Source organism: Lysobacter terrae, assembly GCF_054782215.1.
In genome coordinates this window covers 199,830-224,553 of sequence record NZ_BAAGSX010000002.1, presented here as the reverse complement: position 1 = coordinate 224,553, position 24,724 = coordinate 199,830, and the positions used below count along the sequence as shown (strand labels likewise).

Annotated in this window: 27 protein-coding genes; 15 read left to right on the top strand and 12 right to left on the bottom strand. The window is 67.3% G+C overall.

Annotated elements, in window-relative coordinates; genetic code table 11:
• Positions 1-129: 129 nt before the first annotated feature.
• The 3 genes from ACYVJ8_RS09025 (at position 130) to ACYVJ8_RS09015 (ending at position 3,277) form a co-directional block, all read left to right on the top strand.
• Complete coding sequence (locus ACYVJ8_RS09025) at positions 130-765, top strand: hypothetical protein (protein WP_460711512.1); 636 nt, start codon at positions 130-132, stop codon at positions 763-765.
• A 10-nt stretch (positions 766-775) separates the two neighbouring features.
• Complete coding sequence (locus ACYVJ8_RS09020; protein ID WP_460711510.1) at positions 776-1,444, top strand: helix-turn-helix transcriptional regulator; 669 nt, start codon at positions 776-778, stop codon at positions 1,442-1,444.
• 141 nt (positions 1,445-1,585) lie between these two features.
• Positions 1,586-3,277: a tetratricopeptide repeat protein gene (locus ACYVJ8_RS09015; protein WP_460711508.1), complete on the top strand. Its 1,692-nt coding sequence runs from the start codon at positions 1,586-1,588 to the stop codon at positions 3,275-3,277.
• A 53-nt stretch (positions 3,278-3,330) separates the two neighbouring features.
• Here ACYVJ8_RS09015 and ACYVJ8_RS09010 read toward each other — a convergent pair whose 3' ends face one another.
• Together ACYVJ8_RS09010 and ACYVJ8_RS09005 are read right to left on the bottom strand one after the other, a co-directional pair.
• A complete protein-coding gene (locus tag ACYVJ8_RS09010; protein ID WP_460711506.1) occupies positions 3,331-4,083 on the bottom strand; it encodes a hypothetical protein in 753 nt (250 codons plus the stop codon).
• A gap of 135 nt (positions 4,084-4,218) precedes the next feature.
• Complete coding sequence (locus tag ACYVJ8_RS09005; RefSeq protein WP_460711504.1) at positions 4,219-4,692, bottom strand: BON domain-containing protein; 474 nt, start codon at positions 4,690-4,692, stop codon at positions 4,219-4,221.
• Positions 4,693-4,870: 178 nt separating this feature from the next.
• Here ACYVJ8_RS09005 and msrB point away from each other — a divergent pair, with 178 nt between their 5' ends.
• The 3 genes from msrB (at position 4,871) to ACYVJ8_RS08990 (ending at position 6,356) form a co-directional block, all read left to right on the top strand.
• Positions 4,871-5,320 (top strand): peptide-methionine (R)-S-oxide reductase MsrB, encoded by a 450-nt coding sequence (gene msrB, locus ACYVJ8_RS09000; RefSeq protein ID WP_460711502.1) that lies wholly within the window; start codon positions 4,871-4,873, stop codon positions 5,318-5,320.
• The gene (msrA, locus tag ACYVJ8_RS08995; protein ID WP_460711500.1) at positions 5,317-5,841 is read left to right on the top strand and encodes a peptide-methionine (S)-S-oxide reductase MsrA; all 525 of its coding nucleotides are present in this window, start codon (positions 5,317-5,319) and stop codon (positions 5,839-5,841) included. The genes msrB and msrA overlap by 4 nt, the downstream gene beginning before the upstream one ends.
• A 305-nt stretch (positions 5,842-6,146) precedes the next feature.
• On the top strand, positions 6,147-6,356 hold the full coding sequence (locus ACYVJ8_RS08990; protein WP_460711498.1) for a cold-shock protein: 210 nt from the start codon (positions 6,147-6,149) through the stop codon (positions 6,354-6,356).
• 87 nt (positions 6,357-6,443) lie between these two features.
• Here the strand turns inward: ACYVJ8_RS08990 and ACYVJ8_RS08985 are convergent, their stop codons facing one another.
• Complete coding sequence (locus tag ACYVJ8_RS08985; protein ID WP_460711496.1) at positions 6,444-6,818, bottom strand: hypothetical protein; 375 nt, start codon at positions 6,816-6,818, stop codon at positions 6,444-6,446.
• A gap of 185 nt (positions 6,819-7,003) precedes the next feature.
• Here ACYVJ8_RS08985 and ACYVJ8_RS08980 point away from each other — a divergent pair, with 185 nt between their 5' ends.
• Together ACYVJ8_RS08980 and ACYVJ8_RS08975 are read left to right on the top strand one after the other, a co-directional pair.
• On the top strand, positions 7,004-9,508 hold the full coding sequence (locus tag ACYVJ8_RS08980) for a hybrid sensor histidine kinase/response regulator (RefSeq protein WP_460711494.1): 2,505 nt from the start codon (positions 7,004-7,006) through the stop codon (positions 9,506-9,508).
• 160 nt (positions 9,509-9,668) lie between these two features.
• Positions 9,669-9,989 (top strand): hypothetical protein, encoded by a 321-nt coding sequence (locus ACYVJ8_RS08975; protein ID WP_460711492.1) that lies wholly within the window; start codon positions 9,669-9,671, stop codon positions 9,987-9,989.
• 15 nt (positions 9,990-10,004) lie between these two features.
• Here the strand turns inward: ACYVJ8_RS08975 and ACYVJ8_RS08970 are convergent, their stop codons facing one another.
• Together ACYVJ8_RS08970 and ACYVJ8_RS08965 are read right to left on the bottom strand one after the other, a co-directional pair.
• Positions 10,005-10,274 (bottom strand): hypothetical protein, encoded by a 270-nt coding sequence (locus ACYVJ8_RS08970; RefSeq protein WP_460711490.1) that lies wholly within the window; start codon positions 10,272-10,274, stop codon positions 10,005-10,007.
• 233 nt (positions 10,275-10,507) lie between these two features.
• Entirely contained in the window at positions 10,508-10,858 is a 351-nt protein-coding gene (locus ACYVJ8_RS08965) for an RcnB family protein (protein WP_460711488.1), read from the bottom strand.
• 254 nt (positions 10,859-11,112) lie between these two features.
• On the opposite strand from ACYVJ8_RS08965, the gene ACYVJ8_RS08960 reads away from it, so the two are divergent.
• Entirely contained in the window at positions 11,113-12,318 is a 1,206-nt protein-coding gene (locus ACYVJ8_RS08960; protein ID WP_460711486.1) for an RCC1 domain-containing protein, read from the top strand.
• Positions 12,319-12,330: 12 nt separating this feature from the next.
• Here the strand turns inward: ACYVJ8_RS08960 and ACYVJ8_RS08955 are convergent, their stop codons facing one another.
• Genes ACYVJ8_RS08955 through ACYVJ8_RS08945 form a run of 3 tightly spaced genes read right to left on the bottom strand, consistent with a single transcriptional unit; the run spans position 12,331 to position 15,168 of the window.
• On the bottom strand, positions 12,331-12,723 hold the full coding sequence (locus ACYVJ8_RS08955) for an STAS domain-containing protein (RefSeq protein WP_460711484.1): 393 nt from the start codon (positions 12,721-12,723) through the stop codon (positions 12,331-12,333).
• 26 nt (positions 12,724-12,749) lie between these two features.
• Entirely contained in the window at positions 12,750-13,172 is a 423-nt protein-coding gene (locus ACYVJ8_RS08950; RefSeq protein ID WP_460711482.1) for an ATP-binding protein, read from the bottom strand.
• Positions 13,173-13,176: 4 nt separating this feature from the next.
• A complete protein-coding gene (locus ACYVJ8_RS08945; RefSeq protein WP_460711480.1) occupies positions 13,177-15,168 on the bottom strand; it encodes a SpoIIE family protein phosphatase in 1,992 nt (663 codons plus the stop codon).
• 245 nt (positions 15,169-15,413) lie between these two features.
• On the opposite strand from ACYVJ8_RS08945, the gene ACYVJ8_RS08940 reads away from it, so the two are divergent.
• Positions 15,414-16,160 (top strand): glucose 1-dehydrogenase, encoded by a 747-nt coding sequence (locus ACYVJ8_RS08940; RefSeq protein WP_460711478.1) that lies wholly within the window; start codon positions 15,414-15,416, stop codon positions 16,158-16,160.
• Between the two features lie 168 nt (positions 16,161-16,328).
• Positions 16,329-16,697 (top strand): cupin domain-containing protein, encoded by a 369-nt coding sequence (locus tag ACYVJ8_RS08935; protein WP_460711476.1) that lies wholly within the window; start codon positions 16,329-16,331, stop codon positions 16,695-16,697.
• Positions 16,698-16,722: 25 nt separating this feature from the next.
• On the opposite strand, the gene ACYVJ8_RS08930 is transcribed toward ACYVJ8_RS08935, so the two are convergent.
• Positions 16,723-18,048 (bottom strand): GGDEF domain-containing protein, encoded by a 1,326-nt coding sequence (locus ACYVJ8_RS08930; protein WP_460711474.1) that lies wholly within the window; start codon positions 18,046-18,048, stop codon positions 16,723-16,725.
• A complete protein-coding gene (locus tag ACYVJ8_RS08925) occupies positions 18,045-18,914 on the bottom strand; it encodes a substrate-binding periplasmic protein (protein WP_460711472.1) in 870 nt (289 codons plus the stop codon). The genes ACYVJ8_RS08930 and ACYVJ8_RS08925 overlap by 4 nt, the downstream gene beginning before the upstream one ends.
• 212 nt (positions 18,915-19,126) lie before the next feature.
• Between ACYVJ8_RS08925 and ACYVJ8_RS08920 the strand changes: the two genes are divergently transcribed.
• Entirely contained in the window at positions 19,127-20,239 is a 1,113-nt protein-coding gene (locus ACYVJ8_RS08920; RefSeq protein ID WP_460711470.1) for a diguanylate cyclase domain-containing protein, read from the top strand.
• 38 nt (positions 20,240-20,277) lie between these two features.
• Here ACYVJ8_RS08920 and ACYVJ8_RS08915 read toward each other — a convergent pair whose 3' ends face one another.
• Positions 20,278-20,691, bottom strand: coding sequence for a YciI family protein (locus tag ACYVJ8_RS08915; RefSeq protein WP_460711468.1), 414 nt, complete (start codon positions 20,689-20,691; stop codon positions 20,278-20,280).
• A gap of 185 nt (positions 20,692-20,876) precedes the next feature.
• Here ACYVJ8_RS08915 and ACYVJ8_RS08910 point away from each other — a divergent pair, with 185 nt between their 5' ends.
• Entirely contained in the window at positions 20,877-21,344 is a 468-nt protein-coding gene (locus ACYVJ8_RS08910; protein ID WP_460711466.1) for a hypothetical protein, read from the top strand.
• Complete coding sequence (locus ACYVJ8_RS08905; RefSeq protein ID WP_460711464.1) at positions 21,344-22,789, top strand: M20/M25/M40 family metallo-hydrolase; 1,446 nt, start codon at positions 21,344-21,346, stop codon at positions 22,787-22,789. Before ACYVJ8_RS08910 ends, ACYVJ8_RS08905 begins: the two co-directional genes overlap by 1 nt.
• A 61-nt stretch (positions 22,790-22,850) precedes the next feature.
• Here ACYVJ8_RS08905 and ACYVJ8_RS08900 read toward each other — a convergent pair whose 3' ends face one another.
• A complete protein-coding gene (locus ACYVJ8_RS08900) occupies positions 22,851-23,390 on the bottom strand; it encodes a DUF6630 family protein (protein ID WP_460711462.1) in 540 nt (179 codons plus the stop codon).
• Between the two features lie 132 nt (positions 23,391-23,522).
• Between ACYVJ8_RS08900 and ltaE the strand changes: the two genes are divergently transcribed.
• Positions 23,523-24,545, top strand: coding sequence for a low-specificity L-threonine aldolase (gene ltaE, locus ACYVJ8_RS08895; protein WP_460711460.1), 1,023 nt, complete (start codon positions 23,523-23,525; stop codon positions 24,543-24,545).
• Positions 24,546-24,724 lie beyond the last annotated feature (179 nt).

Genomic DNA, 24,724 nt, shown 5'->3' with positions numbered 1-24,724 from the left:
GCGCATCCGCCCTCAAACATGTTCATCTAGAATCGGCCACAAGGCCTTTACACATATCAAGCTTGTGCGTAATTTCAAGCCCTGTCGGAATGCCCCTGTCGCGGTGTGCGACCGAACAGGAGCCAACCCATGAAGTACCTGACCTTTCTCTTGATCTCCGGCCTGCTGGTGCCGCCGGCCGTGCAGGCGCACGACGGCGGGCATGCCGCGCCGCCTGCCGCTGCGGCGCCTGCGCCGAAACTGCAGGCGACGCTGCGTTCGCTGTGGCATGGCCATGTCGAAAAGACGCGCGAGTACGCGCTCGCCGTCAAGGCCGGCAATGCCAAACGCAGCGAAGCGGCGGCGAATGCGGTAGTCGCGAATGCGAAGCAGCTGTCCGATGCCGTCGCGAGTTTCTACGGCAAGCCTGCCGGCGAACGCATGCTCGCTCTGCTCGCCGGTCATTGGGGCGCGGTGAAGGCCATGACCGACGCCGAGCACGCCAACAACCGCGATGCCGTCAATGCGGCGATGACCACGCTCACGCAGAACGCAGGCGAGATCGCGGTGTTCCTGTCCGGCGCCAATCCCTACCTGCCGCAGGATGCGGTGCGCGGACTGCTGCTCGCGCACGGTGCGCACCACGCCGCGCAGATCAGCGAGGTCATGCGCGGCGACAAGGCGGGCGAGGCCAAGACCTGGGCCGCCATGCAGAAGCACATGGACGTGATCGCCGATGCGATGGCCGGTGCCCTGGCGAAGCAGTTTCCGAAGAAGGTGAGTTGAGCGAGGACGAATGGCCGAACTGCGCCACTTGGGAGCCACGCAACAGGCGCTGCTGCGCCACATGCTGCAGCAGCCCGACGGCATCGCCGTGGAGGCGCTGTGCGAGCGCCTGCGCATCACCCACAACGCGGTGCGGCAGCATCTCACGGCGTTGATCGCGAAGGGCTGGGTGGAGCGCATCGCACCGCGTCCCACCGGTGGTCGTCCTGAAGCACGCTTCCGCCTCACCGCGGAAGCGCATGCTTTGTTCCCGCGCAACTACGCGCAGATCGCGGGTGCCTTGATGGAAGGCGTAATTGCGCAGCTGGGAGACGAAGGCGCGCGCGACATGCTCGTGAGTCTCGGTCAGGGACTTGGCCGGGCCGAACCGGCACCGGATCCGCATGCCTCGCGAGAAGAGGTCGCCAACGCGCTCGCGCAGCGCATGGACCAGCTCGGTTACGAAGCGGTCGCCACCGAGCGCGGCGGCGAAGCGCAGGTCGAGGCCTACAACTGTGTCTTCCATGCGCTGGCGCGCTCGCATCCCGACGTGTGCCGCTTCGATCTGGCCTTCATGGAGGCCGCGTCGGGACATCGCATCCATCACATGGAATGCATGGTTCGCGGCGGGCATGTATGCCGGTTCCGCATCGGCGACGCCAAGCCGCAGCCGCCGCAGGCCGATGGCGGAGACAATTGACGGAGCCGACAACCGATCATCACCCGATTGGGTGAGTGTCGACGCAGAGCGCTTGAAACCGGCCAGCGCGTAACCGCCAGCCGATTGCTTCAGCGCAGGCTACAGCGTAGAACCGATGCCCTCGGGAATGGGGGTGTCGCCATGAAGCGTCTCGTCGTCTCGTTGCTGGCCGTGGCCATCGCCGCCAGCGTGTCCTGCCGCAAGTCCGAAACACCATCGGCCGAAACGGCGCCGGCAAGCGCGCCGGAAACGCCACAACTCGTCGGCGCCACGCTGCTGGAAGGGCTGGGAAACTACCACTTCGCCGTCACCACGAAGCCGGAAGCGCAGCGCTGGTTCGATCAGGCGCTGATGCTCACCTACGGCTTCAATCACGACGCGGCCGAGCGCTCGTACCTGCGCGCGACCGAGCTCGACCCCGACTGCGCGATGTGCTGGTGGGGATCCGCGCTGGTGCTGGGGCCGCACGTCAACGCCGCGATGGATCCGGCCAACAACCCGATCGCCTGGCAGCGCTTGCAGAAAGCCATCGCGCTCGCGCCCAAGGCGACGCCGCGCGAGCAGGCCTACATTCGCGCCTTGTCGGCGCGCTATGCGCAGAACCCGCCGCAGGATCGCAAGCCGTTGGATGCCGCGTATGTCGAGGCGATGCGCAAACTGGTCGCCGATTTCCCCGACGACATCGACGCAGCCACCATGTACGCGGAAGCGATGATGGACACGCAGCCGTGGGACTACTACGACGCGAAGCTGCAGCCCAAGGGCCATACCGCCGACATCGTGTCCACGCTCGAATCGGTGATCAAGCGCAATCCCGATCACGCTGGCGCGCTGCATCTGTACGTGCACGCGGTGGAAGCCTCGGCCGATCCGCAGCGCGGCGCGGCGGCGGCCGATCACTTGCGCACGCTGATTCCCGGTTCCGGGCATCTGGTGCATATGCCGGCGCACATCTATTCGCGGGTCGGCCGCTGGCACGATGCCGTGTTGGCCAATCAGATCGCGATCAAGGCCGACGACGCCTATCTGGCGATCTGCCGCGGCAACACCAAGGGCGTGTACCCGCTGGGCTATGTGCCGCACAACCATCACTTCCTGTGGTTCGCCGCGAGCATGGAGGGCACGCAGGCACTGGCGAAATCCGCCGCCGAGCACACCGCCGAGCGCACGAACCTGCCCGACCTCATGCGCAAGCCCGGCTTCTCCGGTTTGCAGCAGTACTGGATGACGCCGTGGTTCTATCGCGTCCGCTTCGGGCGCTGGGACGAAATCGCCGGCGTGGCCAATCCGGCGCCCGACCTGCCTTACGTCACCGCGATCTGGCATTACGCCGAGGGCATGGCGGCCGTGCGGCAGAAGCGCCTGGACGAGGCCGACCAGCACCTCAAGGAACTGCAGAAGGGCGCGGCCGATCCGGTGATGGAGACGCTCACGATGTGGGATCGCTATCCCTTGTCGCACGCCGCGCATATCGCCGAACGCACGCTGGCCGGCGAACTCGCCAATGCCCGCGGCGACCACGACGCCGCGATCAAGGCACTGCGCGAAGCGGCCGCGATCGAAGACCGCATTCCCTACGACGAGCCGCCCGGCTGGCATGCACCGACGCGGCAAACGCTGGGCGCGCTGCTGCTCGAAGCCGGCAAGCCGGCGGAGGCAGAGAAAGCCTATCGCGAGGAACTGCAGCGCAACCCGGACAATGGCTGGTCGCTCTATGGCCTGGCGCAAAGCCTGCGCGCGCAAAAGCGCGAGGCCGAAGCGCGCGAGGTCGACGCGCGCTACACCAAGGCGTGGCAGAACGCGGATATCAAGCTGACCGCGTCGCGCATGTGAAGCCGGTTCGCAGCGAGGTCACGTGGCGACCTCGCTGCGATGATCGCCGCTGCTCAACGCAGGCCGAACTTCACCAGCTCCGCGCCTCCGTTGCTGGAAGGCGCGTCCACGCGTACTGAACCGAGATTGGGGCAGTAGTACTTGTACTCGACCACGCCGGGCTCCAGCGGCGTCGACTCGCCGGTCTTGATGCAGCCCTTGAAGCGCCCGAGGCTGGTGGCAACCACGATATCGACGGCGCGGATGATGGCTTCGTCCTCGGCTTCGCCCGGCGAATATTCCTGGCGATAGCGCTTGCCCACCTCGGGCCGCGCGAACATCACGATGCCCGCCTCGGCATTATGCCCGGCTACCCACGAGCCTTCGCGGCTGCTGCCGATGCGATGGCCGTTGTCGTCGTACTCGTACTCGACCGTGTCTTCGCCCAGGTACCAGACGTTGCCGCCGTTGTCCTGCGCGTACCAGTCGGAGGTGTATTCGAGGACCAGGCCGCGCTGACCCTTGCAGTCTTCGTCGAGGTACACGATGTCGCGCACCTCGCGTGCGGCCAGTCCGGCGTAGGCGCCGGTGAAGTCGCGCTTGGCACGGTCGGTCACGATGACGTCGTTGACCTTGCAGTCGCCGTCCTCCAGCTCGTAGAACACGGTGAAGGTATTCGGCTTCATCGGTAGCAGCCAGTTGTCGATGCGCAACGGCGTGCTGAAATTCTCGATGCGGAACTGCGGCTTGATGAGTTCGGCGGACATTGCAGGCAGGGCGGCACTGAGGGCGAGCACAGCGGCCGCCGCGCGCGGGATGACGTTCACGTCAGGAGCCTCCGGACGGGGAGTCGAACGTAGTCCTAGGGCTGCTAGGGGGTTGCGAAAACGTCGTAAAGCCCCTCGTCACCCATTTGAAGCTCTACAGCAACGGCAGAATGCGCCGGTGTGGCGAGCGCGACGCTAATGCCGCGCATCCTGGCGGCTGGAGCCGGAGCTCTCGTCCGCCGGAGCGGGCGACGAAAGCCGGCTATCGACATCCACCACGCCACGCATCGCCGCTACCACCGCGATCACTTCGTCGATTTCGTCGTCGTGCGCGTGGCCGGTCAACAGGACATGCCCGTCGCGCACCTGCACCTCGATCTGGCCGGGATGATCGAGCACATGGCCAAGCTTGGAACGAATCCGCTCGCGCAGGACCTCGTCGTCGATGGGTTCGCTGGACATCGCATCGCGCGTCCGCGCCGCCGCGCCGCGTACGCGATCCGCGGCGCGCTTGGCCTGCGCTGCGGCGAAATCCTCGAAGTGGTGCGCTCGGGCGACCCGCTGGTCCCGCGCCAGCGCACGGCGCCGGCGTCCGGCGACCGGGTCGAAGTAGTACATGGCGGCCGCGCCCGCGGCGAAGGCGACGACGATCTTGAGGGCGGCGTTCATGGGAGGTCCTCCGGTGAATGATCGGGGAAGGGTGTCACGGCATACGCAAAGTTCGCGCGAACACCGTGGCAACAGCACCATGGGCTTGGAGTACGCGGTTGCGGGCCCCATTTAGCGATCAGCCCGATTCATGCCGTGCCGGACCTCATTCCGAGGGCCGGACGCACAGGAGTCCCCCATGAGCGAATACCGCAAGACCCCCGAAGCCGTTGCCCGCCTGACCCCGGAGCAGTACGCCGTCACCCAGGACAGCGCCACCGAGCGCCCGGGCACCGGCGCCTACCTGCACAACAAGCAGCCGGGCATCTATGTCGACATCGTTTCCGGTGAGCCGCTGTTCGCTTCTTCGTCGAAGTACGAGTCCGGCTGCGGCTGGCCCAGCTTCACCAAGCCGATCGCGCCGGCCCACATCCAGGAAGTGCGCGACACCTCGCACGGCATGATCCGTATCGAGGTGCGCTCGACCCACGGCGACAGCCATCTCGGCCACGTCTTCAACGACGGGCCCGCCGACCAGGGCGGGCTGCGCTACTGCATCAATTCGGCGTCGCTGCGCTTCATCCCGCGCGAGGAGATGGAGGCGGCCGGCTACGGCGACTATCTCGACCAGGTGGAGGACGTGCGATGAGCAACGAACTGAGAGGACTGGAGCGCGCGATCCTCGCCGGCGGCTGCTTCTGGGGCGTGCAGGACCTGCTGCGCAAGATGAACGGCGTGGTATCCACGCGGGTGGGCTACAGCGGCGGGGACGTGGCCAATGCGACCTACCGCAACCACGGCACGCATGCCGAGGCGGTGGAGATCGTCTTCGATCCGGCGCGCATCGGCTATCGCGACCTGCTGGAGTTCTTCTTCCAGATCCACGACCCGACCACGCGCAATCGCCAGGGCAACGACATGGGCACCTCCTACCGGTCGGCGATCTTCTATACGACGCCCGAGCAGGAGCGGACCGCCTTCGACACCATCGCCGACGTGGACGCCTCCGGCCTCTGGCCCGGCAAGGTCGTCACCGAAGTCGCGCCCGCCGGCGATTTCTGGGAGGCCGAACCCGAGCACCAGGATTACCTGTTGCGCTACCCCGAGGGCTACACCTGCCATTTCGTGCGGCCGGGGTGGAAGCTGCCGCGGCGAGCGACGGCGGGCTGACTGGGTCCCGGGCGGGAAGGTGGGCTCGATTTCCGCCTGCCCGGGCGCCGCGAGCAGGCCCGCCCTGGGATCAGTGGTTGCTGAGACTGAACGCCCCTGCTTAGGGGATTTGCGCTTCTGGCCCGCAGCCGGTACCTTTCGCGCGCTGAGTTCGTAAGGGTCACCCTGAATCGTGGCCCGATGCTGTAGGCCCCGGCTTCCGCCGGATGCTCGCTACAACGTTGTACCCGCTTCTCCTTGCAACCAGCTTCCTGTCGCCCGTCATTCGGCTGGCGGCTCATTTCATCCGTTCAAGGAGTAGCAACATGTCCGACCGTGAATTCGGTACCGTCAAGTGGTTCAACGATGCCAAGGGCTTCGGCTTCATCAGCCGTGAGAACGGCGAAGACGTCTTCGTCCATTTCCGTTCCATCCAGGGCTCGGGTTTCAAGAGCCTGCAGGAAGGCCAGAAGGTGAGCTTCACCGTGGTCAAGGGCCAGAAGGGCCTGCAGGCCGACGCCGTCCAGGCGGTCTGAACCCTCTCCAGCGCAGCTTCGGTTGCGCGGATCAAAAAGCCCGGCTTCGGCCGGGCTTTTTTGTTGCCGCAATTCTGCGCGCTTGAGTCAGTCCGCCTTGCGCAGGTGATGCTGCGGCTGCGCGCACACCAGCACGGCATCGGGCGCGATCACCGTGCCGGCGGCGTGGATGCGATCGTGCGGCTGCAGCGACTGCACGTCGCCGAGCGGCTCGGCTTTGCAGCGGTTCCAGCGCGCCGGCAACTGCACCTGCACGGTGCCTTGCGTGGCCGTGGCGACGCGGACGATGGCGTTGCCGTCGTAGGCCCAGGGGGCGGTATCGACGGCGAGGATTTCGCCTTCGATCGTGGCTTCTTCGCCGAGGGTCCAGGCATACGGCGCGGCCGTGGTCGCACAACCTGCCGATGCGAGGGTGATGGCGAGCAGGGCGGTGCGGCCGAATGTTGCGATGCGATCTGACATGGAAAGCTTTGCGGTAGGAGGTGGCGCGTACTTTACGGGTGGCCGGCCGCCGCGAGCCGCGGCGTGTTCGGAAATGGGACGTGCGTTGACAAGCCCGCCGAAGTGCTCCGATCATCCGGCCACGGGTAGCTCACTGGACTGAGAGGGCGCATATGCGCAGTCCCACGGACGGTCCCGCTTTTGACGTGCCTGACTTTCGCGTTCTCTTCGAGCGCGCACCAGGTCTGTTCCTGGTGCTGCGGCCCGACGCCGGCTTCACCATCCTGGCCGCCAGCGACGCCTACCTGCGCGCCACGCTCACTCAGCGCGAGCAGATCGTAGGGCGCGGATTGTTCGACGTCTTTCCGGACAATCCCGACGATCAATCGGCCAACGCCACGCATAACCTGCGCACCTCGCTGCAGCGCGCGCTGCAGCAGCGCGCGCCCGACACCATGGCGGTGCAGAAATACGACATCCGTCGTCCGGACAGCGAAGGCGGTGGATTCGAGGCGCGTTACTGGAGCCCGGTGAACACGCCGATCTTCGCGCCTACCGGCGAGCCGCAGTACGTGATCCACCGCGTCGAGGATGTCACCGGCTACGTGCAACTCTCGCAACAGGGCGCGGCCATGGAGCGCGAGATCGTCGAGCGCAGCCGCGAGCTGGCGGCCGCAAACGTGCAACTGCGCGAAGCGAACGAACGCCAGGCCGAACTGGATCGGGCGAAGACGGCGTTCTTCGACAACATCAGCCACGAATTTCGTACGCCGCTCACGCTGATCCTGGGCCCGATCGAAGACGCGATCGGTCAACCGGCAAGGACGCTGCGCGGCCGCGAACTGGAGGCCGTGCATCGCAATACCTTGCGACTGCTGCGGCTGGTCAACAGCCTGCTCGACTTCGCCCGGCTCGAGGCCGGCCGTTTGCGCTCCACGTTCGAGCCTACCGACCTGGCCGTGCTGACGGCGGGACTGGCCGGCTCCTTCCAGTCGTTGCTGGCGTCTGCCGGCCTGGTTCTTGCCGTCGATTGCCCACCGCTGCCCGAGCCGATCCACGTCGATCGCGGGCAGTGGGAAAAGATCGTGCTCAATCTGATGTCGAACGCGTACAAGTTCACCTTCGCCGGCGGCATCGCCGTGCGCCTGCGTTCCACCCCGACGCACGTCGTGCTGACGGTCAGCGACACCGGTACGGGCATTCCGGAGCACGAGTTGCCGCGCGTGTTCGAGCGCTTCCATCGCGTCGAAGGCGCGCGCGGACGCAGCTTCGAAGGCTCCGGCATCGGCCTGGCCTTGGTGCAGGAACTGGTGCACCTGCATGGCGGCACGGTGCGCGCGCACAGCATCGTCGGCGAAGGCACGACCTTTACGGTAGAGGTGCCACGCGGCAGTGCGCATCTGCCCGCCGAAAGGATCGGGTCCGGCGATGCATTCACCCTTAGTGCGTCCGCGGGTATTGCGGCGTATGAGGCGTCGCAATGGACGGCCGCCGCGCTGACAGAAGTACCGGCGTTCGACATCGCGCACCAGGCGGCGCCGGGTCGTCGCGCGCGCGTGCTCGTCGCCGACGACAACGCCGACATGCGCGAATACCTGATGCGCCTGTTGTCGCCGCGCTGGGACGTCGAAATGGTCACCGATGGCGCGGAGGCGCTCGCCGCTGCGCTGCGTCGGCCGCCCGACCTCGTGCTCAGCGACGTGATGATGCCGCGCATGGACGGCGTGGCCCTCCTTGGCGCGTTGCGCGCGGACGCGCGGACCGAGACGATTCCGGTCGTGCTGCTGTCGGCGCGTGCCGGCGAGGACGCGATCGTGGCCGGCATGGAAACCGGCGCCGACGACTACCTGGTCAAGCCGTTCTCCGCGCGCGAACTGATTAGCCGCGTAGGCACGCACCTGGAACTGTCGCGCATGCGCCGCGCTGCGGTGGAAGCGGCGCGCGAGCTGGCCGACACGCGCGCCGGGCTGCTGGACGACCTGCGCTACAAGAACCAGGAGCTGGAAGCCTTCGGCTATTCGGTCTCGCACGACCTGCGCGGCCCGGTCCGGGCGATCGACGGCTTCAGCAAGATGCTGCTGGCGGATTATGGCGAGGTGCTGCCGCAGGACGCGAAGGAGATGCTGGGGTTCGTCGGTGCCGCGGCGCAGCGGATGAATGCCCTGATCAACGACCTGCTCGCTTTGACGCGCGTGTCGCAGGGGCATCTCAGCGTGGGTCCGGTGGATCTCACGGCGATGGCGCAGCTGATCGCGACGACCTTGCAGCAACGCGAACCCGAGCGTTCGGTCGAATTCGACATCGCGCCGGGTTTGGTCGCCTCCGGCGATATGCGCCTGCTGGAAATCGTGCTGGAGAATCTGCTCGGCAATGCCTGGAAGTTCTCCTCGCGATGCAGCGCGGCGCGGATCGAGGTGGGCACGGAGTTGGTGGAAGGAGAAACCGTATTCTTCGTGCGCGACAACGGTGCCGGCTTCGATATGGACAAGGCGCCGAATCTGTTCGTGCCGTTCCAGCGCCTGCACTCCGAGGCGGAGTTCCATGGCACGGGGTTGGGCCTGTCGATCGTGCATCGCGCCATCGCGCGGCACGGCGGACGAATCTGGGCGACGGCCGCGATCGATCAGGGCGCGACGATGCGCTTCACGTTGGGGACGCAACCGGCGCCCGAGGCGCACGAGCCCAACGGATCCCGGCTCGCGCTGGGATGAGCAGTCGGCGAGCTGAATAGCAGTGGCCTATCGCTGCTGAGTCCCGCACCCACGCGGCGGCCTGCCGGGTGTGCGACCGGCGGCACACTCATCTCCCGATCGAGGCATTCGTGCGCGCGCCGATACGCACTACCATGGCGCCGTAGCCGGTGGAGGAGCCATGGTCGCAAAAGTAGTTTCGTGCCGTGCGGGTGTCGCGCTGGCGTTTGCCGCCCTGCTGGGCTTGCAGGCACATGCGGCGGAGCCGGCGAAGCCAAAGCTTTCCACCAGCGCCGCCAAGGAATCCGCCGCCGATGATTACGCGTCGGAAGCCAAGACGCGACAAATGCGTGAGGCTTCCATCGCGATCCAGCAGCGTTTACGCGCGGAGCAACGCAAGCGCGAGCAGGCGCAGCGCGAGCAGACGCGCAACGAGCGTTGCGTCGGAGGGCAACGCATGCGGCGCGTCGCCAATGGCTGGGTGGGTGTGGGCAACTGCTGAGTCCGTTGCCGGATTTCAGGCGCCGGAAATCCCCATCGTGCCGCTGCCCACGTCCACTTCGTTGAGCGAGCCCAGGCGACGCGTCTGGCGTGCGCGCTCCAGTGCTTCGTCGATCTGATCGCGGTGGGGGTTGGCTTCCCAACGCTCGACCTTGAACACGTCAGCGCGCGGGTTCTGCCGGATGATGTCGGCATCCTGCAGCCACTTCCAATCGCCGGGCATGAACTCGTGGTGCATGGCGAAGGAGCGCGCACTGGCGTAGCTGTGCGAATAGATCAGGTTCATCGGGTGCCTCGGCGGTAAGGATTCGGATCTATTCCGACCGTCCGCCGGTGGCGCTGTCATTCCCCCGCTCGGGGGAGGCCCGCAAGGCGGCTGGATACGCTGGTCAATTTCGTTGTACGCGCAGCGAAGGCCCCGATAAGGGGCCTTCGCTCTTACCCCTCGCCCCGCTTGCGGGGAGAGGGACAGCGCTGCGCAGCAGCGCAGGGTGAGGGGACGTATATAGCTCGCGGGCGTCAGTAACCCAGCGCCTGCACGATCAAACCGGTCGCGACATCGACCAGCAGATAGCGATCATCCATCGGACGCACCCAGCGATACCCCGGCGGCGGCGCGGTCAGGCGATAGACGCGGTAGTCGTCGACGTAATAGCGCGGATCGACATCGACCCAGACGATACGGTCGCCGCGTTTCCAGGCCTTCTTCTCCCAGCCCTCGTGGCGGCCGTTGTCGTGGCGGCCTTCCGCCTTGGGGCCGTGGCCCCGGTGGCCTTCATGGCCGTGGCCCTTGTCGGCGAAGGCCGGAGTGCAGAAGGCGGCCGCCAGTGCGGCGGCGATCACGGCGCGCTTCATGTGCGTGGTGTTCATGCGATTGCTCCTGGGTAGGTACCCGCCGGAACTTTAGGGCGGCGACGGTGAACGCGAGGGCAGGCGGCACTGAATGGTGTGCAACGGTTCAACGATGCGTACGCGGCGTGAACGTCCGCGCCGTACGCGTCGTCAGAGCTGCATTCACGATGGAATCGGCATCGCATTGACCGGCGCGGCACGGATACCGCGTCAAACCGAATACCACCACGAACTATGGCCGCCGCCCCGCGGCGCGTCAGGAGGCAGCCGCGATGGATGCACGAGTGCCGCTGGCGGTCGCTTCGTTCCGGTCCGTTTTCATGCCGCGGCATAAGCGGGCTTGGTGGCTGACCTTTTTGCTCTGCCTGGCGTGGATGTCGCCGCTGCCCTGTCTCGCGCAGGGCTCGCTCGTCGCCTGGGGCCTGAGCCTCGATGGCCAGACCACGCTGCCCGATAACGGCGCCGATTTCATCGCCATTTCAGCCGGACACCTGCATAGCCTGGCGGTGCGCGCGGACGGCACGGTCGTGGCCTTCGGCGCCAACACGTTTGGACAATCCACGGTGCCACCCGGATTGAATGGCGTGACCGCGGTATCCGGGGGGCTGTTGCACAGCCTCGCGCTGCGCGCCGATGGCACGGTGGTCGCGTGGGGCAACAACGCGCTGATGCAGGCGCAAGTACCGCCGGGCTTGAGCGACGTAATCGCGATCGCTGCCGGTGGCCAACACAACCTGGCATTGAAGTCGGACGGAACCGTCGTCGCCTGGGGCAACGATCTGGAAGGACAATCGACGGTGCCGCCCGACCTGAACAATGTCGTTGCGATCGCAGCCGGGCTTTTCCACAGTCTCGCGCTCAAGTCCGACGGCACCATGGTGGCGTGGGGCAGCGACATGGACGGCGAGACCGATGTGCCGCCCGGCTTGAACAACGTCGTCGCGATCGCGACCGGCCGGACGCGCAGCATCGCGCTGCGCGCGGACGGCACCGTGGTGACGTGGGGCGCTATCGACGAACCGTATCCGGTGCCCGATGGCCTGACCGACGTGATCGCGATCGCCGGAGGCGTCCATCACGTCCTGGCATTGCGCGCGGATGGCACGGTGGTGGCGTGGGGATTCGACAGCGACGGACAGGTCACGATCCCGCCCGGCTTATCCGGAGTCACCCGCATCGCCGCGGGCAGTTATCACAACCTCGTGCTGCGCGACGCGCGCTCGCCCGAGGCCGCTGTGCGCGCGCTGCGTGCCGACGTGGATGCGCTGCAGGAGGTGCCGATCATGCCGGCGCTGCGGACCAGGCTCGACCATGTCGCGGCGGCGCTCGCCACCGACAACGCGCGCAAGGCTTGCCAGGCGCTGCAGAGCTTCGCGAGCTTCGTGCAGATGCAGTCCGGCAAGCAGCTCAGCGGCGCACAGGTGGACTACTTCAGTGCGCAGGCCGGCGACATCCGCGGCCTGGTCGGTTGTCAGTGAGCGTGTAGCGGATCAAAGATCTTCGTCGTCCCCGCCGCCGGAGAGCACCTTGCGCTGCATCATGTCGAGGTAAGCATCGGCCTCGGCCATGCTGGTGAAGATCTCGCTGAGCGGCACGGCCTTGACCACGTCGAAGACCTTCTGGATCTGCGGCTGCGGATTGACCACTAGCACCTTGCCCTGGCGCGCGGCCAGCGCCTTGCGCGCCAGCAGGATCGAACGGATGCCGGCCGAGCTGATGTATTCGAGCTGGGCCAGGTCGAGCACCAGCGAGGGCACGTTCGACGCCAGCAAGGGTTTGAGCTGGCGGTCGAACTCGGCATAGGTGTTCGTATCCAGGCGTCCGCTCAGCGAGACGCGCTGGCAGCCGCTGGACGGCGGGTCGATGCGGAGGGTGAGGTCCATGGCGTTCTCCTTCCTGTGATGTGGCTTCAGTCGTTCGATGGGTTGCGCAACAACACCACGCGCAGCACGTTGTGGCGGGCTTCGCGCAAGTAGCTGATCTCGTCGGCGAGTGTGCGGACCAGATGCACGCCGAGGCCGCCGATCCGGCGCTCCTCGATGCAGCATTCCAGGTCCGGCGAGGGGTGTTCGAGTGGATCGAAGGGATCGCCGTCGTCGCGGAAGTGCAGGGTGATGCGGTGCGCGTCGATGTCGATCTCGACCATGACTTCGTGCTCGCTGCCGGGCGGGCGGCCATGGTCGATGGCGTTGCATACGACTTCTTCGCTGATCAGCAGGACGTCGTGCGCCGTGGCGCGCGGGGTGCCGGCGCGCATCAGCGCCTGGTCGATGGCGGCGAACAGGCTGGGCAGCAGCTCGCGGTCCTGGGGGGCGCGCAATCGGATCTGCATACGGCTATCCCTTTCGCGGCGGAGTGGCGGTCCAGCGCAGGGCCAGGACCGTGATGTCGTCCGACTGCGGCGCGCCGGCGGCGAACCGGTGCACGTCGGCGACCAGGTTCGCGCACAGCGCGCCGGCATCGGCGTCGGGTTGCAGCGACGCGCGCAATCGCTGCGCGCCGAAGGGCTGGTTGTGCGTATCCAGGGCTTCGGTGATGCCGTCGGTATAGGCCACCAGCGTATCGCCGGAGTGCAGGCGTCCGTGCCACAGCGCGTAGTGCTCGGGCGCGTCGATGCCGAGCGGCGGGCCGTTGTCGAGTTCGACGAACTCGCAACCGCCCGCGGCGCGCAGCAGCAGCGGCGGATCATGGCCGGCGCTGGCGAGCGAGAGTTCGCCCGTGCGCGCGTCGATCACGCCGCACAGCACGGTCGCGAACATGCACGCGTCGTTGCCATCGATCAGCCGGCGCGCGGCCCTGGTCAGCGCGTCGGCGGGCGAGCCGCCCAGGGCCGCGGCGGTTTCCAGCACGGTCGTCGTGCGTGCCATGAACAAGGCGGCGGGCACGCCTTTGTCGGAGACATCGCCGATTGCGAACCACAGCGTCTGGCTGTCGCGTTCGAAGAAGCTGTAGAAGTCGCCGCCCACGGCCGTGGCCGGTTCCAGCAGCGCATTGGCCTGCAGATGCCAGTCGTCGCTGCCCATGCGGCGCGCGCCGGGCAGCATCGCCAGTTGAATGTGGCGCGCGATGCCGAGTTCGCTTTCCAGCTTTTGCCGCGCCGCGCTCATGTCCTGGATCTCGACGATTTGCTTTTTTATCGAGCCGCGCGCGTTGTCGAAGGCGCGCGCCATCACCCCGACTTCGTCGCGGCGTTCGGTCTGGCGCAGCGGATAGTCGAATTCGCCGGCGGCGAAGTGGCTGGCCGAGCCGGTGAGATCGCGCAGTGGCGTGGTGATGCGCCGGGCCATGCGCCGCACCGCGAGCGTGGCCAGGCCGAGCACGATCAGCGCTATCGCCGCCAGCAGGGAAGTGGTGCGCTTGAGGTGGCTGAGGATGACCTGATGCGACAGCGCCAGCTGCAGGCTCCAGCCGGTGTCGCCGATCGGCTGCAGTACCGAGAAGCGCGTATCGCTGCCGTCGGGCAACTCATGCGTGAATTCGATGCGCTGCTGCGCCTGGCGCGCGGCTTCCATCGGCTGCAGGTCGCGGCGGTTGCGTTCGGCGATGTAGCGCGCGAGCGTCATCTTCAGCGCGACGCCCGGATCCGGATGCAGTACCACCGTGCCTTGCGGCGCGAACAGTGCGGGGCGCTGTCCCTGGATGCGCCGTAGCGGTTCGATCAGCTCTTCCCAGCGCGCGACGGGCACGTCCAGGCTGACCATGCCCAGACGCGTGCCGTCGCGGCCGCGCAGGGGCAGGTTGAGCGTGGTCATCCAGCGCCCGCCCGCGGTTTCGTTGTAGTACGGCTCCGACCACCACGGCGCGTCGGCGGCGAGCGTGCGTCGATACCAGGCTTGCGCGCGTACGTCGTAACCGGTCGCGAGCAGGTCGCGGTCGCCGACGCCGCGTTTCGCCACGCCGGCGTAATAGGCCATGGGCGCGCCGTCGGGCAGGACGCCGGGCTCGACCGCGATCAGGCCGCCCACGGCGCTGGCGTCGGCTTCGAGCATGGCTTCGAGCAGGCGAACCGTGGCTTCGCGGTTCGGGCCCAGGCTGTTGAACAGACCGATGATGCCGTCGCCGGTGATCCGTACCGAGGTCATCGACGCGCGCACACGGTCTGCGGCCTGCGCGGCTTCGTAACGCGTGCGTTCCTGCGCGTTATGCACGATCTGCTGCTGCGCGATGGCGAAGGCCGCGACGAATCCGACCGCGAGCAGCGCCCCGACCAGCGCGCCGAACCACAGCATCATCCGGGTGCGCAGGCTGTCCTGCCACGGCACGGCCGGCAGTTCGTCGGCCTGCGCGTGCGACGGCCCGAGCACGGGGCTGTGCGAGATCCGATCCATCGGCGACTCCCCAGGAGACGGCCCGAGCATACGCCCGCCGTGCGGCCCGAGTACGGGCTCAGCGGCACATTCCACGCTGGGCCGCGCGCGGATCGGACGGCGCCGGGAACGTCCCGCCAGCGGGATTTTCATTCCCCCAATCGGGGCCTTTTCCACGCGCTGGGCATACCCACCCTTTTATGCGCGATGGCTGCGAAGCATGCCGTCGTCCCCACTCCTCACCCACGAAATATTCAGGAACCCCCATGAGCAAGCTTGCAGGCAAAGTCGCCGTCGTCACCGGCGCATCCAAAGGCATCGGCGCCGCCATCGCTTCGGCGCTCGCCGCCGAAGGCGCCGCCGTCGTCGTCAACTACGCGTCCAGCAAGGAAGGCGCCGAAGCGGTCGTGGACCGCATCAAGGCCGCGGGTGGACGCGCGGTCGCGGTGCGCGGCGACGTGTCGCGGCAGGCCGAGGCCGAAGCCATCATCGACACCGCTGTGCGCGAATTCGGCGCCATCGACATCCTGGTCAACAACTCCGGCGTGTACGGCTTCGCGCCGCTGGAAGCCATAACCGAAGAAGATTTCCACCGCCACTTCAACATCAACGTGCTCGGCCTGCTGCTGACCACGCAAGCGGCCGCCAAGCACATGCGCGAAGGCAGCAGCATCATCAACATCGGCTCGGTCGTTACGCGCATCACGCCGCCTGGCAGTGCGGTGTACACCGGCACCAAGGGCGCCGTCGATGCGATCACCGGCGTGCTCTCGCGCGAACTGGGACCGCGTGGCATCCGCGTCAACGCGCTCAACCCCGGCATGATCGAAACCGAGGGTACGCACAGCGCCGGCTTCATCGGCTCGGACTTCGAGAAGGGCACCGTCGCGCAGACTCCGCTGGGCCGCATCGGTCAGCCGAACGATATCGCTTCCATCGCGGTATTCCTGGCGTCGAACGATTCCTACTGGCTCACCGGCGAGCAACTGCTGGCGAGCGGCGGCGTGCGCTGACCGTCCGCTGCACTCCCTTCTCCCCGCTTGCGGGGAGAAGGTGCCGAAGGCGGATGAGGGGGGCGAGCGCAGTAGCTGCTTTGCGCCGGCAACCGCCACCCGCGCGGGGGATGGCCCCGACCCTGTCGGCGGGCCTACAACGGCCCACCCCACAGACGAGGAGTTGCCATGAACCGCCTTCACGTGTTCGCCGGTTTCCTGCTGGTAGCGGCACCGCTCGCCGGGACCGCCCAGGACCTGGCCGTCACCGCCGGTAAGAACGCGAAAGTGGTGATCGACAACGACAAAGTGCGTGTCATCGAACTGCAGATGCCCCCTGGCACCAGCACCGGCATGCACTCGCACGGCGACAACCTGGTGGTGTTCCTGTCGGGCGGGTCGGCAACGCAGACCATGGCGGACGGCTCGACCAAGCAACTGAATCGCAAGCCGGGCGAGGTGCTGTGGAGCGATCCGGTGACGCACGACACCAAGAACACCGGCAAGACGACGGTGAAGACGCTCATCATCGAGCTGAAGGAACCGGCGGCGAAGTAACGGAGCGCCCGGCGCCGCCTGCGTCTCAAACCGCGGCGGCGCTCTCCGGCCGGCTGCGCACGTGCAGGACGACGCGGTTGCGCCCTTCGTTCTTGGCGCGGTACAGCGCTTCGTCGCAACGTTTGAGCACGCCATCCAGATCGAGATCGAGGGCGTCCATCATCGCCACGCCGATGGAGGCGGTGAACTGGATGCTTTGGCCGTCGGGTGCGGCAACGCGCGTGGCCTGCACCGTGCTGAGCAGCAGTTGCGCGACGGTCAGTGCGGCGGCCTGCGAGGTGTCGGGCAAAGCGATCGCGAATTCCTCGCCGCCCAGGCGGCCGAAGATCGCAGCGGCAGGCAGTTGCGCCTGGCACATGTTCGCGAACGCCTTGAGCGCCGTGTCGCCGACGGCGTGGCCGTAACTGTCGTTGATGCGTTTGAAGTGGTCGATGTCGACCATCATCAGCGCCAGGGGCGTGCCATCGCGCGTGGCGCGCACGGTTTCGCGATCGGTGCAGTCGTAGAAGTGGCGCCGGCTGAGCACGCCGGTCAGATGATCGGTGTTGGCCAGCCGCAGGATCGCGTCGCGCTGCGCCTCCAGGTCTTCGGTGCGCACGGCGACCAGCTCTTCCAGGCGCTCGCGATGGGCGCGCAGTTCGCCCTCGTGCACACGCCGGATCGCGAACTCGCCGACGAGGGTCTGGCGCATGCGATTGATCGAGTCGGCGACTTCGTCGATCTCGTCGGGCGGCCCGCCCGTGCCTTTGTCCAGCACCAGCGGTTGCTCCAGTGTGTCCAGATGCAGGCTGCGCGCGTATTCGGCCATATTCGCGAGGTGGCGCGTGACCCAATAGCGGAAGAGAAATAGCATCAGCAGAGCGCCGACGGCCAGGGCCGTGGTCACCGTCAGCGCGCGCGACAGCGCGCGGGATTTCAGTTCCGCGAGGATGGCGCGATCGTCCATCTCGACTTCCAGTGTGCCCATGGGATAAGCATGGTCGCCGCGCTTCACCAGCGTGTAGCTGCGCCGCGCCACGGCCTTCGCGGGGCGCTGGCCGCGTTCGCGGACCTGGCCGCCGTCGTCCTGCAGGCGTACCCAGGCGACGCTTTCGGTATGCGCGATGCCGTCGAGCAGCAGATCGATGCGCGCCGAATCCACCTGCCAGACGCTGTCGGTCAGACTGGGCACGATGTTGCTGCCGATCTCGTCCAGGCGCTCGTTCAGGTGCGCGACTTCGGTCTGGTAGACGGAGCGCAACTGCGCCGCTGTCATCAGCAGCGCCAGCGCCAGCGCAACGGCGCCCGCAGCCATGACCAGGCGGCGACTGACCGACCGGCGCGCACGGACTTCGTGGCCCGATACGTTCATGGCGCCCGTCCCGGCTGCGCTTCCGCGGGCTGCCACCAGCTGGCGCCCGGCACGGGCGTAGCAGGCGACAGCAGCGGATTGGCGAGTTCCAACACGCGCCGCTGCGACAGTTGCAGAGAGGCCAGCCGTTCGCCATAGGCCTGTTCGAACAGACGCTGCAGACTGCCGTCGCGCTCACTGAGCTGCAGGCCGGTGGCCAGCGCGTCGGCCAGCTCGATGTTGTCCGGGTGCACGAAGAAATACAGCGCCGAGGGATAGTGCAGCAGCAGCGTCGGCTCGACCGCCAGGCCCAGGTCCGGGCGCGCGGCAAGTTCGTCGCCGACTTCCGCGACCGAGCGCGGCAGATAGTCGATGTGGCCGCGCGAAAGCATCGCGAACAGGCCGTCATAGCTGCTGCCGGGCGTGACCTGCAGCCCGTTGCTGCGCAGGATGGACAGATCGGGCCAGTCGTGGCCCTGGACACCGAGCCTGCGCGCCAGGTCCTGCACGCTGCGCACTTGTGCGAACGACGCGGCGGCGTCGCGGCGCACCAGCAGAACGCGCCAGCCGATCAGGCCGCGATCGATGGGGAAGCGAACCGGCCGCAGCTCCTGTTCCCGCTCCCGGGTCAGCACCGACCATGCGACATCCAACGTACCGTCGCCGACCAGCCGCAGCACGCGCAGCTGCGAAGCCTGGGTGTTGGCGGCCTCCAAAGTGTAGCGCCGTCCGCTGCGCTCCAGCGCCAGTTGCAGCACCGCGATGGGATAGCCGCGACGCGCATCGGTCACGGATTCCTGCGCCGGATAGCGCACCCGAATCGGTGCAGTCGAGGAGGCGGGCGCCGCTAGCGCAGGCCAAGCCGCCAGCAGCAGTGCGAGCGACACGGCCCGCGCCGCGGCGAGCGCGTGTGAACGAGCGCAATGGCCGATCCTTCGCATTCCCGTACTGACCTCGATGCACGGGCCGACGCAACAAGGGTAATGCAAAAAGCGGCTGGGGCGATTGCGCGTCCGGCCCAGCTTCGAGCGTCCGTGGCCGCGATGGCAACCGCTCCCGCGCAGGCGTAGATTCGGCGCATCGAAGCGGGACTTCGGGCATGGCCAGCGGCGATCGCAATTCCGTGCTGTCATCGGCGGCGGAGTCCGCCAGCGCCGACGCGCGGGGCGACTCGGCGTCGCTGGCGGAGATCCTCGCCCAGGTGTCGCGCGAGGCACTGCAGGGCGAGGATCTCGATGCGGTGCTGCGCGGCATCGTCGATTGCATCGCGCAACGGCTGCCCGTGGCGATCGCCAGCATCATCCTTCTCAACGACGTAGGCACGCACTTCGAGCGCGAGGTCTACGCCGGCGATCTGTTGCTCACCCAGCCCGGCCTCGGCGAGGACTGGCCGGTGACGATCGGCGCCGCCGGACGTTGCGTGCGCACCGGCGAATCCTTGCTGGTCACCGACGTCGACAGCGATCCGGATTACATCTCCGGCAACCCTTCCGTTCGCGCCGAATACATGGTGCCGATCCGGCATCGCGCGCGCCTGCATGGTGTGCTCAACATCGAAAGCCGGGACGCCAGTTTCTTCACCGCCGATATCTGCGCCGTGTTCGACGCGGTGGCCGATCAGATCGCCGGTGCGATCCATCTGGCGCGCATGGCCGAGCAGCTGGAGGCGGCCAACCGCAAGCTGCAGCAGTTGTCGCTGATCGATGGACTGACCGACATCGCCAACCGGCGGCGTTTCGACGAGCAACTGGAAGCGTATTGGACGCGGTTCGCGCGGGAGCGTCAGCCGCTCGCGCTGCTGCTGGTCGATGCGGACCGCTTCAAGGCCTTGAACGATGCCTGCGGGCATCTGTACGGCGACGAATGCCTGCGCCAGCTCGCGCGGCTTTGCGCGCAGTTCGCCGAGGGGCAGGGGGATCTGGTCGCGCGCTACGGCGGCGAGGAACTGGTCCTGCTGTTGCCTTACCGCGACCAGGCCGCGGCAGAAGCCATCGCCGAGCAACTGCGCGCGCAGGTCGAGCAGGAGGGCATGGCGCACCCCGGTTCCACCGTGGCGCCGGTGGTCACCGTGAGCATCGGCGTGGCGGCGCTGATACCGCAGCCATCGCGCTCGCCGCAGCAGTTGATCGCGACCGCCGACGCCGCGTTGTATCGGGCGAAAGCGGGCGGGCGCAATCGAGTGGAAGGCCCGCCGGTATCTTGCGAAGACTGAAGCGCAAAAGGATCCGGGCTTCTGCCGGATCCACGCTTCTATGCGATCTGCTCGTGCCCCACCGCGTGCTGCGGCTTGTCCGCGCCGACGCGTTGACGCACCGCGTCCATGTCGCGGATCGGACGAACTTCGATGGCGCCGGTGCGCGACCAGGGGAACTCCGAGGCGATGCGCACGGCGTCCTCCAGGCTATCGGCCTCGATGATGTTGAAGCCGGCGAGCATTTCCTTGGTTTCGGCGAACGGCCCATCGACCACCGTGGTGCGGCCACTGCGGGTGCGGATGGTGCGCGCGGTCGCCGGCGCTTCGAGCTGGCGCGAACCCACGAGCTTGCCTTCGGCGTGCAGTTCGTCGGCGTGCTCGAAGCAGCCGCGCATCATCGTGTCGTATTCGCCCTGGGGGACCGCGTCGAGTAGGGCCGTATCGGCATAGACCAGCATCAGGTATTGCATGGGGGACCTCGGCTCGAAGGGTGGGGCCCGCGAAGGGGTAGCGGATGCGGGTATTGTGTGCGCAGGGCGTGACAGAGCGCACGATACCGCCCTCGGGGACCGCCGCGCATGGGACTACCGGCACACGTGGCCGGGCCAGGCGCCGTGAATACTCGTCCGCTGCCTCCTTGGGCCAGGAGCCAATAATGATCAACAGGATATTCCCCAGCCGGGTCGACAACCGCTTTCGCGGCAACCCGCTGGCGCTGTGGCTGTTCGTTCCCCTCGCGCTGATGAAGGTCGTGCTGGGCACGGTGCACATCCTGCGCGCCGATGGCGGCGCCCAGTCCGTATCGACCATGCCGCTGGACACCTATCCCGCCGGTGCCGCGCAAAACATCATCGCGCTGATGGCGCGCATGGGCGTCGAGCAGATCCTGTTGGGCTTGATCTTCCTTATCGTGCTGTTTCGCTACCGTGCGCTGATTCCATTGATGTATCTCATCGCGGTCACGCACTTCGCCCTGTCCGAAGTCGTCGCGTCCATGAAGCCGTTGGCGCTCGCCGGCGTTTCCGGCGCGAGCACGATGCACCTGATCATCGGCGTGGCCAGCATCGTCGGCCTGCTGCTGTCGTTGTGGGGACGCGGCTATCGCCGCGCGCTCCTGTCGTGATGTCTGTGTATCACCCATGCGCCGATCGGCGTATCCACCGAGGACTTTCAATGCGTATTGCGATACTCGCCGCGGCTCTGCTCGCCAGTTCCAGCGCCGTCGCTGCCGACAACCCGTGGCACGCCAAGGCGCGGGAGCTGCTGGGGCATTCCGTCGGCATTCCCACGGTCGCCGGGCGCGGCAAGGTGCCCGAACTCGCGCAGTACCTGGCCGGCCAGTACAAGGCGGCGGGCTGGGCGGATAGCGACGTGCAGGTAATGCCCTACGACGCGACGCCGGAAAACAAGACCGCCGCGCTGATCGTGCGCTGGCCCGCGGCCGCCAAGACCACCGCCAAGCCCATTCTGCTGATGGCGCACATGGACGTGGTGGAAGCGCGCGCGGAAGACTGGTCGATGGATCCGTTCACGATGGTCGAGAAGGACGGTTACTTCTACGGCCGCGGCACCAGCGACGACAAGATGGGCGTGGTGTCGGTGACCACCGCGCTGCTGCAGCTCAAGGCCAAGGGCTTCAAGCCCAAGCGCGACATCGTCGTGCTGTTCACCGGCGACGAGGAAACCACCGGCCAAGGCGCGCTGTTGGGCGCGACAAAATGGCGCTCGATGCTCGATGCCGAATACGGCCTCAACGCCGACGGCGGCGGTGGTGGCTTCGCGCCGGACAAGAAGCCGATCGGCTTCACCTTCCAGACCGCGGAGAAGACCTACGCGGACTACACCTTCACCACGCACAACGCGGGCGGCCACAGTTCCAAGCCGCGCAAGGACAACGCCATCTACGAGTTGTCCGATGCGCTCACGCGCCTGGCCGGCTACCGCTTCGAACCCAAACTCAACGACACCACCCGCGCCTACTTCACCGAAAGGCAGAAGGGCGAAAAGGGCGCGCTGGGCGATGCGATGCGCGCCTGGCTGAAGAATCCGGCCGACGGCGCCGCCGCCGATGCGATCGAAGCCGATGCCGGCGAAGTCGGCCTGACCCGCACGCGCTGCGTCGCGACCATGCTCACTGGTGGACATGCGCCCAATGCGTTGCCGCAGATGGCCAAGGCGACGGTCAACTGCCGCATCCTCCCGGGCGTGTCGCCCGATGCGATTCGCGACGAGCTGCAGAAGATCGCCGGCGAAAAGGTCGAAGTCGCGCGCCTGGACAACTACAAGACCTCGCTGGATTCGCCGCTGCGCGCGGACGTGCTGAAGGCATACACCGACAGCGTGCACGCGATGTTCCCGAAGTCGCCGGTGATTCCGGAGATGAGTACCGGCGCCAGCGACGCGCGGCCGTTCCGCGAGAACGGCATTCCGGTGTACGGCGTCGACGGCTCGTGGGGCATCGTGCCGGACGACATGCGCGCCCATGGCCGCGACGAACGCCTGCCGGTGAAGGCGCTCGACGACGATGTCGATCATTGGGTGCGGATGTTGAAGGCGCTGGCGGGCTGATCCGCGCTTCCCCTCATCTGCCCTTCGGGCATCTTCTCCCCGCACGCGGGGAGAAGAGGTTTTATCCAGCCCCGGGGCGCACGTGCAGCCCGAGCGCGGTCGCCACCACCGGCAGCGACTCGTCGTCGCGCTGGTGGGTAATGAAGCCGGCGTGGTGTTCGCCGCCGGCTTCGTAGGTCCATAGCGTGTAGTGGTGTTCGCGCAGCCGGTCGAAGGCGGTGGCGATCAGCGCCGGCACTTCCGCGTCGGACAGGAAATCCTCGTCGCCGGGGTCTTCAACGCCCCAGTCGATGCGCAGGTTGAAGCGCGAAGCCAGCTCGTCGAGCACCTCGATCAGACCGCCGGGATCCTCGTTCTCGACGAAGAAGCCGGCCTTCCAGTCGATCACGTCGCGCAGGGCCTCGGCGGCCTCGGTCCCTTCATCGAGTGCGTCGCGGCAAGCAGCGAACTGCTGCATTGCCGAGGATTCGTCGTCCGGGTTGATCAGCAGCAGCAACTGCCACGCCAGCGATTCGATCGCGGCGTCCTCGTCGATGTCGGCTTCCGGGTCGAAGGCGCGGGCGAAGTTGTCGTCCGGGTCGTATTCGCGTTGGGTGCTCATGATCACGCCCTCCAGGCGCCGACAGCATAGGCCTTTCCGCAAGCGCCGGTGCCTCGACCGGGCAGAAACCGACACACGGTACGTCGCGTCGGGCCGGTATGCTGCAGGCGACATCCCTTCACATGCCCGCCGATGAACTGGATCGACCTGCGCAGCGACACCGTCACCCGTCCCACGCTCGCGATGCGCGAGGCGATGCTGCGCGCCGAGGTCGGCGACGACGTGTACGGTGAAGATCCGACCGTCAACGCACTGCAACAGCGGCTGGCGGACGAGCTGGGCTTCGAGGCCGGACTGTTCGCGCCCAGCGGCACCCAGGCCAACCTGTTGGCGCTGCTCGCGCACTGCCAGCGCGGCGACGAATACATCGTCGGCATGGATGCGCACACCTACAAGTACGAAGGTGGCGGCGCGGCGGTGTTCGGTTCGATCCAGCCGCAGCCGATCGTGCATGCCGGCGACGGCACGCTGCCGCTGGAGACGATCGAGCAGGTGATCAAGCCGCGCGATCCGCACTTCGCGCGCACGCGTCTGCTGTGCCTGGAGAACACCTGGCACGGCCGCCCGCTGCCGCATGCCTACCTGGGCGACGCGCGCGCGCTGTGCGACCGGCACGGACTCGCGCTGCACCTCGACGGCGCGCGCCTGTACAACGCCGCTGTCGCCGACGGCGTGGCGCCGCGCGAGATCGCGCGCCATTTCGACAGCGTGTCGGTGTGCCTGTCGAAAGGCCTGGGCGCTCCGGTGGGTTCGGTGCTGCTCGGCACACGCGTCCTGATCGACGAAGCGCGGCGTTGGCGCAAGGTCGCCGGCGGTGGCATGCGCCAGGCGGGCCTGCTGGCCGCGGCGGGTCTGTATGCGCTCGAGCACAACGTCGCGCGCCTCGCCGACGACCATCGTCGTGCGGCCGTATTGGCCGCGGGGCTGGGTGAGGTGCAGGGGATCGTCGTCGCCGCGCAGCACACCAACATGGTGTTCATCGATGTGCCGGCGTCGCGGCTCGCGGAACTGAAGCAGCGGATGGACGCGGCGTCGATCCGCCTGTCGATCGGGTACGCGCCGCGGGTGCGCCTGGTGACGCATCTGGACATCGGCGATGCCGATATCGCGCGGACCGTCGAGGCGTTCCGGGGATTCGGACAGGCGATCGCGTAGCCGCAGCGATGATGCGGTGCGGCGCGGCTATGCGCCGGAGAGTGGCGGTCGTTGGCCTGCGATTTGTCTGAGATCACGCCCGGCTTTGCCCGATTGTTGCAGGCGTAACGGAGTTTTCCCGGCACTTTCCGTCGCCGGCCCGTGCAGCTGGGCCGGCTAGTCATACTGCGCAATACCAG